This window comes from Flavobacterium sp. KACC 22761, from assembly GCF_034058155.1.
Classification (GTDB): Bacteria; Bacteroidota; Bacteroidia; order Flavobacteriales; family Flavobacteriaceae; genus Flavobacterium.
This window is the reverse complement of record NZ_CP139148.1, coordinates 1,870,008-1,885,360: the sequence shown is the minus strand read 5'-3', so window position 1 is coordinate 1,885,360 and position 15,353 is coordinate 1,870,008. Positions and strand designations below refer to the sequence as shown.

The 15,353-nt window shown below is 34.4% G+C and carries 15 protein-coding genes and 1 tRNA gene; 5 read left to right on the top strand and 11 right to left on the bottom strand.

The features are described 5' to 3' along the window. Nucleotides 1-7 precede the first annotated feature (7 nt). The 3 genes from SCB73_RS08235 (at nt 8) to SCB73_RS08225 (ending at nt 2,885) form a co-directional block, all read left to right on the top strand. Complete coding sequence (locus SCB73_RS08235) at nt 8-1,189, top strand: acyl-CoA dehydrogenase family protein (RefSeq protein WP_320569573.1); 1,182 nt, start codon at nt 8-10, stop codon at nt 1,187-1,189. A gap of 85 nt (nt 1,190-1,274) precedes the next feature. Next, a complete protein-coding gene (locus SCB73_RS08230; protein ID WP_320569572.1) occupies nt 1,275-2,057 on the top strand; it encodes a DUF3050 domain-containing protein in 783 nt (260 codons plus the stop codon). A gap of 66 nt (nt 2,058-2,123) precedes the next feature. Then, nucleotides 2,124-2,885 carry an SGNH/GDSL hydrolase family protein gene (locus SCB73_RS08225; protein ID WP_320569571.1) on the top strand — a complete coding sequence of 254 codons (762 nt, stop codon included), beginning with the start codon at nt 2,124-2,126 and terminating at the stop codon, nt 2,883-2,885. Between the two features lie 160 nt (nt 2,886-3,045). Here the strand turns inward: SCB73_RS08225 and SCB73_RS08220 are convergent, their stop codons facing one another. Genes SCB73_RS08220 through SCB73_RS08190 form a run of 7 tightly spaced genes read right to left on the bottom strand, consistent with a single transcriptional unit; the run spans nt 3,046 to nt 9,172 of the window. Next, on the bottom strand, nt 3,046-4,065 hold the full coding sequence (locus SCB73_RS08220) for a hypothetical protein (protein ID WP_320569570.1): 1,020 nt from the start codon (nt 4,063-4,065) through the stop codon (nt 3,046-3,048). Beyond that, nucleotides 4,043-5,671, bottom strand: a complete 1,629-nt coding sequence (locus tag SCB73_RS08215) for a flavin monoamine oxidase family protein (protein WP_320569569.1) — start codon at nt 5,669-5,671, stop codon at nt 4,043-4,045. The genes SCB73_RS08220 and SCB73_RS08215 overlap by 23 nt, the downstream gene beginning before the upstream one ends. Next, on the bottom strand, nt 5,646-7,166 hold the full coding sequence (locus tag SCB73_RS08210) for a polyamine aminopropyltransferase (RefSeq protein ID WP_320569568.1): 1,521 nt from the start codon (nt 7,164-7,166) through the stop codon (nt 5,646-5,648). Before SCB73_RS08210 ends, SCB73_RS08215 begins: the two co-directional genes overlap by 26 nt. After that, complete coding sequence (locus tag SCB73_RS08205) at nt 7,159-7,374, bottom strand: DUF350 domain-containing protein (RefSeq protein WP_320569567.1); 216 nt, start codon at nt 7,372-7,374, stop codon at nt 7,159-7,161. The genes SCB73_RS08210 and SCB73_RS08205 overlap by 8 nt, the downstream gene beginning before the upstream one ends. Before the next feature lie 13 nt (nt 7,375-7,387). Beyond that, the gene (locus SCB73_RS08200; RefSeq protein ID WP_320569566.1) at nt 7,388-7,573 is read right to left on the bottom strand and encodes a hypothetical protein; all 186 of its coding nucleotides are present in this window, start codon (nt 7,571-7,573) and stop codon (nt 7,388-7,390) included. Between the two features lie 6 nt (nt 7,574-7,579). Then, entirely contained in the window at nt 7,580-8,806 is a 1,227-nt protein-coding gene (locus tag SCB73_RS08195; RefSeq protein ID WP_320569565.1) for a DUF4178 domain-containing protein, read from the bottom strand. Between the two features lie 3 nt (nt 8,807-8,809). Then, on the bottom strand, nt 8,810-9,172 hold the full coding sequence (locus SCB73_RS08190; protein ID WP_320569564.1) for an S-adenosylmethionine decarboxylase family protein: 363 nt from the start codon (nt 9,170-9,172) through the stop codon (nt 8,810-8,812). Between the two features lie 178 nt (nt 9,173-9,350). Here SCB73_RS08190 and SCB73_RS08185 point away from each other — a divergent pair. Continuing rightward, nucleotides 9,351-10,618, top strand: a protein-coding gene (locus SCB73_RS08185; RefSeq protein ID WP_320566433.1) for an IS3 family transposase whose coding sequence is annotated in 2 segments (ribosomal slippage) — nt 9,351-9,690 and nt 9,690-10,618 — 1,269 coding nt in all. Because the reading frame shifts where the segments join, the coding sequence is not laid out codon by codon here. Between the two features lie 48 nt (nt 10,619-10,666). Here SCB73_RS08185 and SCB73_RS08180 read toward each other — a convergent pair. Next, nucleotides 10,667-10,753, bottom strand: a tRNA-Ser gene (locus SCB73_RS08180). Nucleotides 10,754-10,813: 60 nt separating this feature from the next. After that, complete coding sequence (locus tag SCB73_RS08175) at nt 10,814-11,683, bottom strand: LysR substrate-binding domain-containing protein (protein WP_320569563.1); 870 nt, start codon at nt 11,681-11,683, stop codon at nt 10,814-10,816. A 90-nt stretch (nt 11,684-11,773) separates the two neighbouring features. Between SCB73_RS08175 and SCB73_RS08170 the strand changes: the two genes are divergently transcribed. Beyond that, complete coding sequence (locus tag SCB73_RS08170; protein ID WP_320569562.1) at nt 11,774-13,012, top strand: MFS transporter; 1,239 nt, start codon at nt 11,774-11,776, stop codon at nt 13,010-13,012. Between the two features lie 128 nt (nt 13,013-13,140). Here the strand turns inward: SCB73_RS08170 and SCB73_RS08165 are convergent, their stop codons facing one another. Beyond that, on the bottom strand, nt 13,141-14,169 hold the full coding sequence (locus SCB73_RS08165; RefSeq protein WP_320569561.1) for an asparaginase: 1,029 nt from the start codon (nt 14,167-14,169) through the stop codon (nt 13,141-13,143). Then, the gene (locus tag SCB73_RS08160) at nt 14,159-15,295 is read right to left on the bottom strand and encodes a 1-acyl-sn-glycerol-3-phosphate acyltransferase (protein ID WP_320569560.1); all 1,137 of its coding nucleotides are present in this window, start codon (nt 15,293-15,295) and stop codon (nt 14,159-14,161) included. Before SCB73_RS08160 ends, SCB73_RS08165 begins: the two co-directional genes overlap by 11 nt. Nucleotides 15,296-15,353: the final 58 nt, after the last annotated feature.

Below are 15,353 nucleotides of genomic sequence, written 5' to 3'. Positions count from 1 at the left end.
ATCAAAAATGAAACCAGATTTATTTCAAGCCCCAGATTATTACAACCTTGACGATTTATTAACGGACGAACACAAATTGGTTCGCGAATCTGCTCGTGCATGGGTTAAAAGAGAAGTTTCTCCTATTATCGAAGAATATGCTCAAAAAGCAGAATTTCCAACACAAATTATTAAAGGACTTGGAGAAATTGGTGGTTTCGGTCCATATATTCCTGTGGAATATGGAGGTGCTGGTCTAGATCAAATTTCATACGGTTTGATTATGCAGGAAATCGAAAGAGGAGATTCTGGCGTAAGATCGACTTCATCTGTGCAATCTTCTTTAGTAATGTATCCAATTTGGAAATACGGAAACGAAGAACAACGCATGAAATATTTGCCAAAACTAGCAACAGGCGAATGGATGGGCTGTTTTGGTTTGACCGAGCCAGATCATGGTTCTGACCCAGGAAGTATGATTACCAATTTTAAAGATATGGGAGACCACTATCTTTTAAATGGTGCCAAAATGTGGATTTCAAATGCACCTTTTGCTGATATTGCTGTAGTATGGGCAAAAAATGAAGAAGGAAGAATTCATGGTTTAATTGTTGAACGTGGCATGGCAGGTTTTACAACTCCAGAAACGCATAACAAATGGTCGCTTCGTGCCTCATCAACCGGAGAATTGATTTTTGACAATGTAAAAGTTCCTAAAGAAAATTTATTGCCAAATAAATCTGGATTAGGTGCACCGCTTGGCTGTTTAGATTCTGCTCGTTACGGAATTGCATGGGGAGCAATCGGCGCCGCAATGGATTGTTATGATACTGCTTTAAGATATGCTAAAGAAAGAATTCAATTTGGGAAACCAATTGCAGGAACGCAATTGCAGCAGAAAAAATTGGCCGAAATGATTACCGAAATCACAAAAGCACAATTATTGACTTGGCGTTTAGGCGTTTTAAGAAACGAAGGAAAGGCAACAACTGCTCAAATTTCGATGGCAAAACGCAATAATGTTAATATGGCTATTGAAATTGCACGCGAAGCCAGACAAATGTTAGGCGGAATGGGAATCACAGGCGAATACTCAATTATGCGCCACATGATGAACCTTGAAAGTGTGATTACTTATGAAGGAACTCACGACATTCATTTATTGATTACCGGAATGGATGTAACTGGAATTCCAGCATTTAAATCATAAACAATTATTAAAGTATATACAAAATCAATTTAAAAAGCTTCTTCTAAACGAGAAGCTTTTTATCTTTGCACCAAAATTTACATAAATGAATATTGAAACTATAAACAATAGCATTCAACCTCAAAAAGAGCAGCTTTTAAACCACTCTTTATACAGCAAAATTCAAAACATTGATGACTTGCATAGTTTTCTTGAAAATCATGTTTTTGCCGTTTGGGATTTTATGTCATTGTTAAAAGCTTTACAAGCCAAACTTACGTGTACAACAACACCTTGGTTCGCAACAAAAAACCCAGAAACAAGATATTTGATCAACGAAATTGTTCTTGCCGAAGAAACCGACTTGACAATCGACGGAAGAAGACAAAGTCATTATGAAATGTATCTTGAAGCCATGGAAGATTGCGGTGCCGATACAACTGGAATCAACAAGTTCTTGTCTGAAGTAAATTCGCTTCATAATATTTTTGTTGCCATTAAACAAAGTTCGCTTCATCCTGATGTAAAAGCTTTCCTGGACTTTACTTTTAGAGTTATTGAAGAAGGAAAACCGCATGAAATTGCTGCTGCTTTTACTTTTGGTAGAGAAGATTTGATTCCGAGTATGTTTACCGAAATCTTGAAAAACTTTCAAAAAAACCTTCCAGAAGTCGATTTGGCAAAATTGCTTTATTACTTCGAAAGACATATTGAACTTGATGCTGATGAACACGGACCAATGGCAATGCAAATGATTACCGATTTATGTGAAGATGATGCTCAAAAATGGAAAGAAGTCGAAGAAGTTTCAATTTTAGCCCTAGAAAAACGAATCGGACTTTGGAATGCCATTAAGGAAGAAATTGTTTTAAAAGCCGAAATGGTCTAAAACCGAATTCAAATATTTAACGTAACTATTTGTTTAAGATGTTCACAAACCTAATTTGCCAAAATTATGAAACCGCATTTCAAACAAATAGTTATTGTTATTTTCTCCATATTTGTGAGTTGCAGCGCTGATCAATCAGATTCAGATAATAGCACTGTTCCGCCAGCAACAACTCCACCAACAACAGAAGTTCCAACTACGCCAATTTCATCATCTATAAAATATCTCGCTTTAGGCGACAGTTATACCATTGGGCAAAGCGTTTGTGAAACTTGCCGATATCCGGAACAGCTCAAAGCCAAGTTACAGACTATTTATCCCGAAACTGCTTTTTCATTAAAAATTATTGCCCAAACCGGCTGGTCAACAAGTGATTTAATTTCGGCAATCAATTCCCAAAATCCCGATTCAAATTATGATTTGGTCACCCTTTTAATTGGCGTCAACAATCAATATCAGCATCAGGATTTCTCGGTTTATGAAAAAGAATTTCCCCAATTACTCAACAAAGCAATTGCATTAGCAAAGGGCGACAACAAAAATGTAATCGTACTTTCGATTCCAGATTATGCCTACACGCCCTTTACGAAGAATTATACAGATGAGAACCGAATGAAAATTTCAACCGAATTAGATCATTATAATTCTTTTGCGGAGCGTATTTGCATCTCAAAAAATGTTGCATTCATCTCCATTACCGATATTACAAGACAAGGATTAAACAATCCAAGTTTAGTCGCATCAGATGGCTTACATCCTTCTGAAATGGCTTATAAATTGTTTGTGGAGCGAATATTGCCACAGGTGAAAATGGTTTTGCAGGATTAAGTTCTTTATTTTTCAGAAGCAGAAAAAATCGTTTTCAAAAGTACGTTTAGTCCCGCTATCCGCTATATCTTTTGTTCTGAACCCCAGAACAAAAGGATACCGCTACTATCGGGGCTAGAATAGACGTTTTCGTTTTCAAAAGAAATAAAACCCCAAAAACTTACCGTTTAGTCTTCCAAATAAACCCATCCAACAAATAATGCGTAAACTGTGGCACTGTAAGCAAAGGAACCAATAAAATCTGCCAATTTGAAAAATCAAAATTAGTTACGCTGATATTTTCATTCCAAACAAAAAGTTCCCAAAGAAATTCTTCTGAAAAAGCAATTGCCAAAAGAATTCCAATGTAAATCAGAAGTCCTTTATATTGTTTTAAGAAAGATAAACTTCCCAATTCTGCTTCCGATTTTCCATCAATTTCTTTAAAATAAATCAAAGCCATGTACGGAATTCCATGCGAAACGACATTCAGTAAAGTAAAAATCAGATCATCATTAAAATACACAATTCCGAAATACCAAGACAAAGCCGTTCCGAGAATAATACTGTTTTTCGGAATATTAAAAAACTGATTTTGAATGGATTTTACAGCCGTATAAATCACATACAAAACCAAAATTCCAACATAAACCCAAAACAAAATTTCGAGAATTCTTTGGTTTTCAGACCTAAAAAATTCATTTTCTACAAACCAGTTGAACTTTCGCTTTGACGAAAAAAACCAATACAACATGGGATATCCAGTTGAGGCGTAAATCGCCAGATTATCAATCCAGATCGATATTTTAGTTTTCACTTCTTTTCTCGCGTACAATCGCATAAAGCCATATTGTTGTCTGATGAAATGAAAAACTGCGATGTAAGCCAAAAAAGACCAAAAAACTAAACTCCCAAAAGCGAAAAGCACAATTCCGGTGACAAAACAAAAAAGAGGCAACAAAATCAGTCTTCGTTTTTGTTTCTGAAATTCATCGGCAACAAAATAAGTTTTGAATAAAGTCGCATAAACGTGAGCGACGTCTATAAAAACAATCAAAAAAAGCCAAGTGTAAAAAGAATAATTCTCTTCAATTTCAGCAATATAATCCTGAAAAATAAAGATAATTGCCAGCACAAAAAAGGATGGCCCAATAATAAAACTTAAATCTGTTTTGGCTTTATGAATCCACGGTTGTTCCATCTAAAATTTCATTTACAACATTAATTCCCTGATGAAAAGCTTCTTCAAAAATCGAAATTCCAGACAAATCGCTGTGAGCAAAATACATCTTTTTCTGAATGTTTTGTTTGGCTTGTTTTTTCGCTTCGCCAAAAATAAAACCTGGTGCAGGCGAAATCATTCCGTGGCCTAACAGAAAAACTTCAATATCTTCTGTATATTCTTCAATATCTGGATGCGCAATTTTTAAATCATCTAAAACAAACTGTTTCCAATATTCTTTGTCTTTTTTGTAAAGCTCTTTTCTTGTTTTCCGCAAATCAGCAGATGAAAAACTGTAGTAATACGTAATCACCTTTTTGTCCTGAACCTGATTTAAAGTCTGATGCTGATCATAAACATAACCCAAACCCTTAGAACCATAAATTACATTATCCCAAGACAACGGAAAACTGCCATTATCTGTCAAATCATTGACAATTAATGTAGCCAAAAGCCAAGGTGTATAATGGAAATCTTTGGTAAAAGCTTTTCTATTTGGAATCAAATACTGATTTACAAATTGCGGAGATGCCATAATCACTTTATCGGCAATGATTTCTAGAGAAGATTTTGTTGCGTCATCGAAAGCTTTTGCGATAACTTTTTGATTTTCGACTTTTACTTCATAAACCAAATGATTTTTCAATGATTTGGCTATAGTATACTTTTTCAAATGAGTTGCCAAACGCGCATTTCCTTCTGCCCAAGTCAAAACACTATCATGCTTTTCGGGCGTGCTGTCTTGTTTTCTCCCTGCAAAATAATGAATTCCAGCCCAAGCCGAAACGTATTCAATTCCTAATCCGAAATCGTCTTTACAACAATAATCGATATAATTAAACAAAGGTTCAGAAGTGAAATTGTTTTCTGCAAACCATTGTTTCATTGTGATTTTGTCTAAACTTCTTGTTTTTTCATCTTTAGAAGAAAGGTAAATCGGAATATCAAATAAATATTTTTGATCTTCGCCTTTGGCGGTTCTAAAAACATCCATTTTCTTAAAGAATTTATCAAATTCCAAATCATCCGCAACTGAATTTCCTTCTTTTGGAACTACGCCTTCTTGCCAATTATTTCGATAAAACAAACGTTCGTCTGGTGCAAAAGTCAGTTGCAATTCATCAAAAATTGGAAATCCTTTTTCATTATAGCCGAGAATTATCTTTTCTTCTTCTAAAAACTGAAGCAATTCTTTGTCCTGAAAATTCGGCAAAGGCAAATAATGCGCACCCAAAGGATATTTGGAATATTTGTTTTCGCCATTTGAAGAATTTCCTCCCAAATGATTTTCTAATTCTACTATTAAAAAATCTGAAATCCCTCTTTTTTGAAATTGTCTTGCAGCGCTTAAACCTGAAATTCCTCCACCAACAATCAAATACGGAATATGAATTTGTTTAATCGGTTTAGGAAAATCCTTAATCCACAAACGATGTCCGAGTAAATGTTTAGTTCCAGATAAACGAATCAGCAGCACTGCAATTTTATCAGAACAAAATTGCAGAAACGGAACCGCAATTAAAGCCGCACCAACTACTTTTAAAAAGCTCCTTCTGGATTTATTGCAATTTTCCCCACTCTTCATCAAAATAGCGCACTAAAATCTGGTTATCTAAACGATTGATTTCAACTTGGTTCGAAATCATATCGGTTGTAAAATAATTGAAACGATCAAATTGATAATTGTAAAATTTCAATTTGTCTGCTTTTCGGTTAACGGAATTAAACGTGGTTCCAAAACCGTTTATTGCAATCGTATAACCCCATTCTCCAAACGACGGAACATACGCATGATATGCATCGACCTGCGGAAAAACCTGCATCACTGTTTTATTGATACACCAAAAAGATTTTGGCGCAAAATAGGGTGAAGTAGTTTGAATTACTACTACGGCATCGGGTTTTAAAATGGTTTTTATGGTTTGATAAAAATTCAGCGAATATAATTTCCCTAAACTATAATTTGATGGATCTGGAAAATCGATTATAGCCACATCAAATTGCTCTTTACAGCTTTTTGCCCAAATATAAGCATCTGTATTGATTACAGTAACTTTTGGATTATTTAGCGAATTTTGATTGAAATTGGTCAAAACTGTATTGGTTTTAAACAACTTCGTCATCCCTTCATCCAAATCGACCAAAGTTACTTTTTGAACGTCTTTATATTTCAGGATTTCGCGAACTGCAAGACCGTCACCACCGCCTAAAACCAAAACGTTCTTTACACTTTTAGCCATCGACATAACGGGATGCACCAAAGCTTCGTGATAACGATATTCATCGGCAGAACTAAATTGTAGGTTATTATTCAAATAAAGCCTGTAATCGCTCTTATTATGCGTTAAAACGATACGCTGATACGGAGTTGAATTAGTATAAATAATATTTTCGCCATATAATTTCCCTTCTGAATACGCTAGAATATCATTCGAAAAAACAAAAACGGCAAGTAATAGAACAAACGAAAAAATAGCTTTTACTTTCAGAAAATAAACGTTTTTTAATTCTATTTTCAGCAAAAAACACAAAACGATAGCAATGCTCACATTGATCATTCCGAAAAAAAGAGAAGTTCCCATAATTCCTAATTTCGGAACTAAAACTAACGGAAACAAAATAGAAGCCAGCAAAGCGCCGATATAATCAAACGTAAAAACATTTGAAACAAGATCTTTAAACTCGACTCTGTCTTTTAAAATATTCATTAAAAGCGGAATCTCTAATCCAACCAAAAAACCCGTTACGAAAACAAATAAATATAAAATGAACTGAAACGACCCAACATTTTCAAACAATAGAAACAAAACCACCGAACTTAAACCTCCGATAAGTCCAACCAAGATTTCGATTTCTACAAAAGTATTGAGCAGATTTTTATGAAAAAACTTTGAAAAAAATGAGCCTATACCCATCGAAAACAAGTATACGCCAATAATAAACGAAAATTGTTTTACCGAATCGCCTAATAAATAACTTGCCAAAGTTCCTGCGACCAATTCATAAATTAGTCCGCAAGTGGCAATTATAAATACAGCAAAAAGTAAAAGAAATTCGAACCTAAGAAACTTTTTACCCATGAATTGCTGCACTAATAATCATGGAAATCCCAATGATGAATGCTGCTAGAACGATCGCAACAGCAACATTGTTTTTTTCTACTACTTCTTTCCAAGTATTTTCTGGAGTAAGTTTCTCAATAACATAATATCCGATCAACAGGATGACAATTCCTAAAAAAGAATAAATAATCGAATTTACTATTGGTTGTGCGTGAAATAATTCCATATTGATTAATTTTTTATTTGTGATAAAAATGATTGTATGATGAACGGCTTCCGCTCGTTGTTGGTCTGTACTTTTCTGTAGTTTCGCAATCACAGATTCGGTTTCCTGCAAGAGCAAAGTAGATGTAAACGCCAAAGCAAAAGAATCCAATTGCTAAAGGCGCCCAATTATTTGCAAAGAAATCAGATATTCTATTCATAATGTTTTAGTCAAATGTTGAGTAAGAACTGTCTGCCCATCGCTCTCTTTCGAATTGGTTTTTGAAATATCGTATTATAAAGTAAATTGCAATCATCCCAATAATAACCAGCCAAACATTTCGATTCGAAGGCTGATTCCAGACTACACTTACATTCATTGTACTGGCAGAAAGATCTTCTGGAGCTTTCATTGGCGTTATCAAAAGATGATATTTGCCTGGTTTAACGCCACAGATATTAAATTTCTCTGACTGGCTTCCTTCTGACCATGATTCTCCATCAGAATAGCCGTGATAGTATTCTATATCTTTATTGGCATAATCCTCATCTCCTGTATCTTCGTTGATTAAAGCAATATTTAAATTTGCCCAGGAATTATCTACGCTCGTCGAAACTTTAATCGTCATAGGGGCCGAAGCACCATTAAGCACAAATGATGGGGTAGTAATTTCTTTATTATTAAAATCGCTGAATTGGATAGCACTATTAAAAACGTTTTGCTCCACCTGATCTCTATAAATGTACCAATTTGCCGTTATGATCAGCAAAGCAAAAAGACAGAAAATAATTGCCGTATTTCTAAGATCAAAACGAGACGGCTGAATCATGTTGGTTCCTGACTGATATGGCATTGTTCTTTTTGGAAAAGCTTTTTTGATAATGCTTTTACGTACATATTCGCCATGAAAAGCTGTTTGTATGTTGTTCATTCTTTCCACAGAAATGATATACGGCGGATTTATAAATTCTACCAGATGAATCAATCTGCTACGAAGCTTAAAATCAAAAAAACCTTGTGCATCTATAATTTGAGCATCCGAATGCTCAAATAAATCATAACTTATATCATTATGTTTGAGAACACGAACTCCTTTTCTTAACTGATCAATTTCTTCCATTTCCGTTAGCATCATCCAATGCCCATTAGACAGCGATAGATACAGAAACTCCTTTGCTTCATTCTGCAAAATAAATTCTGTCCATCGATAATCTGGATGCACTTTTTTTCTCAAAATACCAGTAACTTTATATTCGCTTCCGTTTAAGAAACCTTTATCGCCAATGGCTAACGGAAATGGTTCTGTTTCTGCTTTATATTTTGATTTTCTGAAAAATTTTCCATCATCACCAACTTCATATAAGCTGTGGCATGTCGGGCAAACAAAAGTTACAACTTCAAAACCAATCTCTAATTCGGTTTCTGTATTACATTCGTAACATGGAATCTTCATATCTTATCGGTTAATTTCAAAATCTTTAATAATTTCTGCTTCAAAATAAGCCACATAATCTGCCATTACAGCACGCACTTTTGCTGAATTATCTTGAAGATAATTGCACAAATAAACGTCTAAAGTCAACTGATTGTATTCTGGCCAAGTGTGTATGCAAATATGCGATTCTTTCAGGCAATACGAAATCGTAAAACTATCATTTTCGAAGTTGTGGACAACTGCACCGACCTTTTCAAGTTCATACTTTTCTAAAATAGATTCAGTTACAGCAACAAAGCCTTTACTGTTGGTTAATTTAGAAATTTCATCGACATGTAATGTTACCAGTTTGTGAAGTCCCGGCGAGTAAGGAGGCAAATCCATTTAAATTTTTATATTGACAATTGGGCCAAATATATAATAATTAAGTAATAAAATAATATGGAAAACCGTAATCCAAATTTATTTTTTCAAACAAAAAATCCCCAACTTCATTAAATGAAATTGGGGATTTTATCTTGCTGTCTCGTCCTGAAAAAAGTTGACTATAATTAACTTAATTATGTCACTAACAAGAGAAGTATTTAAAAGAATTGTGCCTGATTGCACTTACAGTGAGGCATTCAAAAAACAGGTTGTAAAAGAATTTGAACTGGGATTATTTTGCAAGGCAGATCTTCGCCGTCGTTACCAAATCAGAAGTCATAGCTGTATCGACAGTTGGTTAAGAAAATATGGTAAATTTACATATCTGGAAAAACTAACACTGGGACGACCTATGAAAGATCCTCAATCTCAACGCATCAAAGAACTCGAAGCTCAATTAGCTAAGAAAGAGCAAGAATTATTGGTCTTTAAAAAGTTTATTGAAATAGCCGAACGCGAGCTAAAAATCGAGATTGTAAAAAAGTCTGGTTCCAAGCAGTCCAAGAAATAAATCGTATATACAGGGTTAGTCCTTGTGAAATATGTCGATTGTTTGGATACAGTAAACAAGCTTATTACAAACGAAAATCACATCTATTAAAGTCAATTCCCGACAAAGTACATCTCAAATCTTTGGTAATGTCGGTTCGTCAAAAGCTGCCAAAAACCGGTGGCAGAAAACTGCATTATATGCTGAAAGATGATTTAAAAAGACATCAAATAAAGATTGGCAGAGATAAATTGTTTGATTTTTTACGTGATGAATATTTATTAGTCCCTAAAGCTAGAAGATATTACAAGACAACAAATTCAAGACATTGGATGCGTAAATATCCAAATTTAATAAAAGAAATCAAGCTCAATGAGCCTGAGCAGGTTTGGGTTGCTGATATTACTTATCTAAGAACTAAAGAACAAACATATTACCTGCATTTGATAACAGATGCATACTCGAAGAAAATTGTAGGTTATAATTTATCGGATAATTTAATGGCTTCTTCTACATTAGAAGCTTTAAAGATGGCTGTCGGTAATAGGAAATACAGCAGAAATCTCATACATCATTCAGATAGAGGTCTTCAATATTGCAGCAAAGAGTACACGGAATATTTATCTCAAAGCAAGATTCTGATAAGTATGACACAAAACTATGATCCATATGAAAATGCAGTTGCAGAAAGAGTAAATGGTATTTTAAAAGAAGAATTTGGATTATCTGAAATCTTTGAAGATTTTGAAAATCTGAAAAAGCAAGCTCTAGAATCTATTTTATTTTATAATCAAATAAGAGTGCATTTATCAATAAATATGCTGACTCCAAATCAAGCACATTTACAAAATCAAATCAAACTCAAAAGATGGAAAAAAACAAATCGGAACAAAAATAATTCTGTTCCGATTTAATTAATTTTATATTACTAATCGAGTCAACCTTTTTCAGGACAACTCATGCAGAAAGGAAGGGATTCGAACCCTCGATACAGTTTCCCATATACTAGCTTTCCAGGCTAGCTCCTTAAACCACTCGGACACCTTTCTTTGTTGGTCTGCAAAGAACACAAAAAAAATTGAGTTTCAAAAACAAAATTCAAGATTACTTTAAATGCTTTTTCTAAATTCTTCCATAAAAAGTTTTACGGCCTTTTTTTGATAACCTTCAATTGTTAACATAAAAGCTTCTCTTTTTGTAGCAACGCCTGTAATTTGTATTGCTTTTAGCTGATCCCAGCCTTTTAGCGCCATTTCTGCCACAATTGTGGCCCAATCGCTGTTTTCTACCATTTGCAATAAGGCGTGTATCGAATGCAACTCTATTGAAATTTTGGGTTTCATATTGAATTTTTGAAATAATTCTTCAACAAATTCTCTTGAATTGGATCCTTTTCCAGGCAATACCAACGGAATTTCTTCTATTTTCTTGAAAGCTATTTTATCTAATGCAGCTAAAGCATGTGTTCTAGAAACTGCCAAAACCATGTGAGAAGTAAATAAAGGGATTTTCTGAATGGGCAATTCAATTTCATGTGATGAAATCACCAAAACGACATCTAACTGATTATTAAGAAGCTTTTGTTCCAGTGCTTCTGTTGTTCCATATTCTACCACAATTTTCAGATTCTGATATTTCTTGGCAAATGCATTGACAACAGGAAGAATCAATAAACCAAAAATATAGGTAACGCCAATTCGCAGTTCGCCGCCAATCATTTCATTTAAATCTACAATGGCTTGTTTACCGTTTTCGACATTTTCGACCACTTTTTTGGCGTGAATCAAAAAAACGGACCCCGCTTCTGTTAATTGTACTTTTTTGCCAATTCGCTTAAACAAAGGCAAACCAAGCTCTTCTTCTAGCTTTTTGATTTGCTGTGAAAGCCCAGATTGCGTTACAAAACACAATTCGGCTGCTTTTGTAAAATGCAAAACCTCAGCTGTTTTTATAAAATATTCTAATTGATAGATTTCCATATTGATAAGTTTTACTACTTATTACGAGTAAAATTATTAATTTTTCTAATGAAATCATAATCCCGACCTTTGTAAAAAATATTTAAGGTTATGTTTAAAGCGCTAAAATCAAGGAATTTCAAGTTATTCTTTTACGGACAATCCGTTTCTGTAATTGGAACGTGGCTTCAAAAAACTGCGGTCAGCTGGATGGTTTATAGCGTAACCGGATCTGTATTTTTACTTGGGCTGGCGACTTTTTTAAGTATGATTCCGTCATTATTTCTTGCACCTTTAGCCGGAAGTATTATCGGAAGATACGACAGACACAAAGCCATGATTTTTTTGCAATCGATGGCAATGCTTCAAGCGGGACTTTTGGCTTTGTTGATTTACCTAAAAATTTACAATATCAATTTTATTTTGGCTCTAAGTCTTTTTCAAGGAATTATCAATGCATTCGACATGACCTGCCGACAAACCATGATGATTGATATTGTAAATGACAAAGAAGATTTGCCAAACGCAGTTGCCTTAAATTCAACTTTGAATAATTTCGCCCGAATTGCCGGTCCAGCGCTTGCCGGAATTATATTGCACCAATACGGTGAAGACATTTGTTTTATTGGAAACTTCTTAAGCTACATTCCGGTTTTAATCTCATTGTTAATGATGAGAATCACACCTCACATCAAAGCCGAAGATAAATTCAAAATGCTGGATGATTTCCTTGAAGGCTTGGATTATGTCAAAAAAGAAACCGAAATGGCCAGAATGCTTTTAATGCTAATGTGCAGCAGTTTATTCGTGATTTCTTTTAATACTTTAATGCCTGTTTTTGCAAAAGATATTTTCAACGGAAACGCACAAACTTTCAGCTGGTTTGAAAGTGCCGCCGGAATTGGTTCTATTGTATCAGCGATTTATTTGGCTAATCTTAAAAGAGCTGACAATATGGGCAAAATAATGATTGCTGCGAGCTTATTATTAGGTTTTAGCATTATCATACTTGCTTACTCAAATAGTTTAGCCATAGCGCTTATTTGCATGGCCTTGAGTGGTATAGGAATGATGGCACAAACCTCATCTATAAACATTTACGTTCAAACACAAAGTTCTGTAAATATGAGATCAAGAAGCATCAGTTATTATTTGATGGCTTACCAAGGAATGATTCCCGTGGGAAGTTTGATCGTTGGATATGTTTCTCATATTATCGGAACTAGAAATACGGTTGCGATTCAGGGAATCATTTGTATTCTTTCGGTTATTGTTTATGTCTATTATAGAAAACATAAAGTTGATGAGGAATTGGAGAGTTGTCCGGTTCGTTATAAAAATTCCAATTAGAAAATTCCAAATTCCAACGCTTTGAGGAAATTGCAAAAATTAAATTGCTTCGCCTGTTCGCTATTGCTCGAGTCCAAATTCCAACTTTAGATTTTGGAATTTGGAATTTAAAATATTGGAATTTAAACTTAAGATATTTCCCCGCGAAGTGCAGTCTCAAAAATATCTTTAAACTCGTTTTGCGGAATATTATGCCCTAACAAATACATCAATTTTGTAATTGCGGCTTCGGTAGTAATGTCTTTTCCTGAAATAACGCCTAAGGATTTTAAAGCCGTACTGGTTTCATATTGTCCCATATTCACACTTCCCCCTGAACATTGCGTTACGTTAACGATATACATTCCAGATTTGATTGCTTTTTCGATTAAATTTAAAAACCAATCTTCAGTTGGTGCATTTCCTGAGCCATACGTTTCTAAAACAATTCCTCGCAAACCTTGAGTTGCTAAAATTGAAGCCAAAACAATTTCGCTCATTCCTGGAAACATTTTGATGATGGCAACGTGATTGTCCAAATTCTTATGAACGATCAGTTTCGCATCTTTATTTATTGGAAGAAATAAATGTCTATTTAAGGTTAAATGAACACCCGATTCTACCAATTCCGGATAATTTGGCGCTGTAAAAGCTTTAAAATGTTCTGCATTTACTTTAGAAGTTCGGTTTCCGCGATATAATTTGTATTCAAAATACAAGCAGACTTCTGTAATAACCGGTTTTCCGTTTTCTTGAAGAGATGCAATCTGAATTGCTGTAATCAAGTTTTCTTTAGCATCGGTACGCAAATCACCAATTGGCAATTGCGAACCGGTAAACACAACTGGTTTTGCCAAATTCTCCAGCATAAAACTCAATGCTGAAGCTGAATACGACATGGTATCTGATCCGTGAAGGACAACAAATCCGTCAAAAGAAGTGTAGTTTTCCTCAATCATTGTGGCAATTTTTGTCCACATTTGAGGATTCATATTTGAAGAATCTATTGGATGTTCGAACGAAATTGATTCAATTTCACAATCCAATTGTTTGATTTCAGGAATCTTCTGAATTAATTTACCAAAATTGAAGGCTTTGAGCGCGCCCGTTTCAAAATCTTTGCTCATACCGATGGTTCCTCCGGTATAAATCAATAATATTTTTGCTTTAGATGACATCTTGGTATTTTAATTTATTGACAACTGGATTTGCATACATAGCCAAAAATCCTTGTCTTGTCACTGGATTATCGCTCCCGATACGCATTTCTAAACGACGCTCAAAAAGCTGTTTTTCACTCTCTTTATATTTGTGAGCAAACTTATCAGTTTCGTTTAAAATATCGTAAGCAATAAAATTTGTTGGCCATAATTGATAGTTTTTCAAAATAACATCATCGATAGTTTGTGCCAAAGCTTGAACTTGTTTGTTTGCATTGTCATTTTCAGCCACAATCTGATCGATTTCTGTATCTAGAACATCGCCAACAGAAATATGTATTCTTTTTTTAGTCCCCATGACACCGCTTATAATGGTCATGAAATCTTCATTTTTGTCTTTTACGTAAACTTCGTTGTTTGCTTCTGCCATTAATTGTGGCATTTTCAAAACATCAGTCGGATCATATTCATACGAAATCGAAACTGGAACAATTTTTAATTTCTTAAAATAATTCATCAAATCTTCTTCATCAGAAGCCATTCCGATCATTTTTAAAACGCCTGGATTAGTTTCGTCATTTCCATCTTTTGTTCTTCCTTCTCTTTGCGCGATCCAAACCGAACGATTTTCGCGAAGCAGCAATTGTCCCATATATTCAGACAATAACTTTGAACTTTGCAACATTTCACGAGGCGTTAATCCTCTTAAAACTAAAAAATTTCTATTTAATTTTGCTAAAGTTGCCAAGAAAGCTTTCTTCACCAAATTGTCGCCAATTGCCGAAGCTGTCATGACTAAACCATGCTCGAACAAACAAACATTTAGCAAAGTGGTATCTAAAAGAATATCTCTATGATTCGAGATAAACAAGTAAGAAGTATTTGGCTCTAATTTCTCAAAACCTGAGGTTGTTAATCCTTCAGAACTTTTTTCTAAAACTTTCTGAATAGTATTGTAAATAAAATTGCACTGAAAATCACGAATAGAATGTGTTTTCTTCAATTGTTCCTTCCAAACCTCATCTTCTACATCCGGAAATGTAAAGTTCATCATGGTTTTCATCATCGGATGATTGACAACACCATGAAGTGCTTCATTTATTTCAGAATCATAAAACGGTCGAATGGCATCAAATCTCTGCATTATTTATTTAGGTTTAAGTGGGCAAAAGAACAAAAAAAAAATTAAAGTTTTGTAAGGC

Bases quoted from the DNA above. Each gene is read 5' to 3' on its own strand.
- SCB73_RS08165 (WP_320569561.1), bottom strand. From the start codon at position 14,169: ATGTCATCTAAAGCAAAAATATTATTGATTTATACCGGAGGAACCATC.
- SCB73_RS08210 (WP_320569568.1), bottom strand. From the start codon at position 7,166: ATGGGTAAAAAGTTTCTTAGGTTCGAATTTCTTTTACTTTTTGCTGTA.
- SCB73_RS08235 (WP_320569573.1), top strand. From the start codon at position 8: ATGAAACCAGATTTATTTCAAGCCCCAGATTATTACAACCTTGACGAT.
- SCB73_RS08215 (WP_320569569.1), bottom strand. From the start codon at position 5,671: ATGAAGAGTGGGGAAAATTGCAATAAATCCAGAAGGAGCTTTTTAAAA.
- SCB73_RS08195 (WP_320569565.1), bottom strand. From the start codon at position 8,806: ATGAAGATTCCATGTTACGAATGTAATACAGAAACCGAATTAGAGATT.
- SCB73_RS08230 (WP_320569572.1), top strand. From the start codon at position 1,275: ATGAATATTGAAACTATAAACAATAGCATTCAACCTCAAAAAGAGCAG.
- SCB73_RS08160 (WP_320569560.1), bottom strand. From the start codon at position 15,295: ATGCAGAGATTTGATGCCATTCGACCGTTTTATGATTCTGAAATAAAT.
- SCB73_RS08170 (WP_320569562.1), top strand. From the start codon at position 11,774: ATGTTTAAAGCGCTAAAATCAAGGAATTTCAAGTTATTCTTTTACGGA.
- SCB73_RS08225 (WP_320569571.1), top strand. From the start codon at position 2,124: ATGAAACCGCATTTCAAACAAATAGTTATTGTTATTTTCTCCATATTT.
- SCB73_RS08190 (WP_320569564.1), bottom strand. From the start codon at position 9,172: ATGGATTTGCCTCCTTACTCGCCGGGACTTCACAAACTGGTAACATTA.
- SCB73_RS08175 (WP_320569563.1), bottom strand. From the start codon at position 11,683: ATGGAAATCTATCAATTAGAATATTTTATAAAAACAGCTGAGGTTTTG.
- SCB73_RS08200 (WP_320569566.1), bottom strand. From the start codon at position 7,573: ATGAATAGAATATCTGATTTCTTTGCAAATAATTGGGCGCCTTTAGCA.
- SCB73_RS08205 (WP_320569567.1), bottom strand. From the start codon at position 7,374: ATGGAATTATTTCACGCACAACCAATAGTAAATTCGATTATTTATTCT.
- SCB73_RS08220 (WP_320569570.1), bottom strand. From the start codon at position 4,065: ATGGAACAACCGTGGATTCATAAAGCCAAAACAGATTTAAGTTTTATT.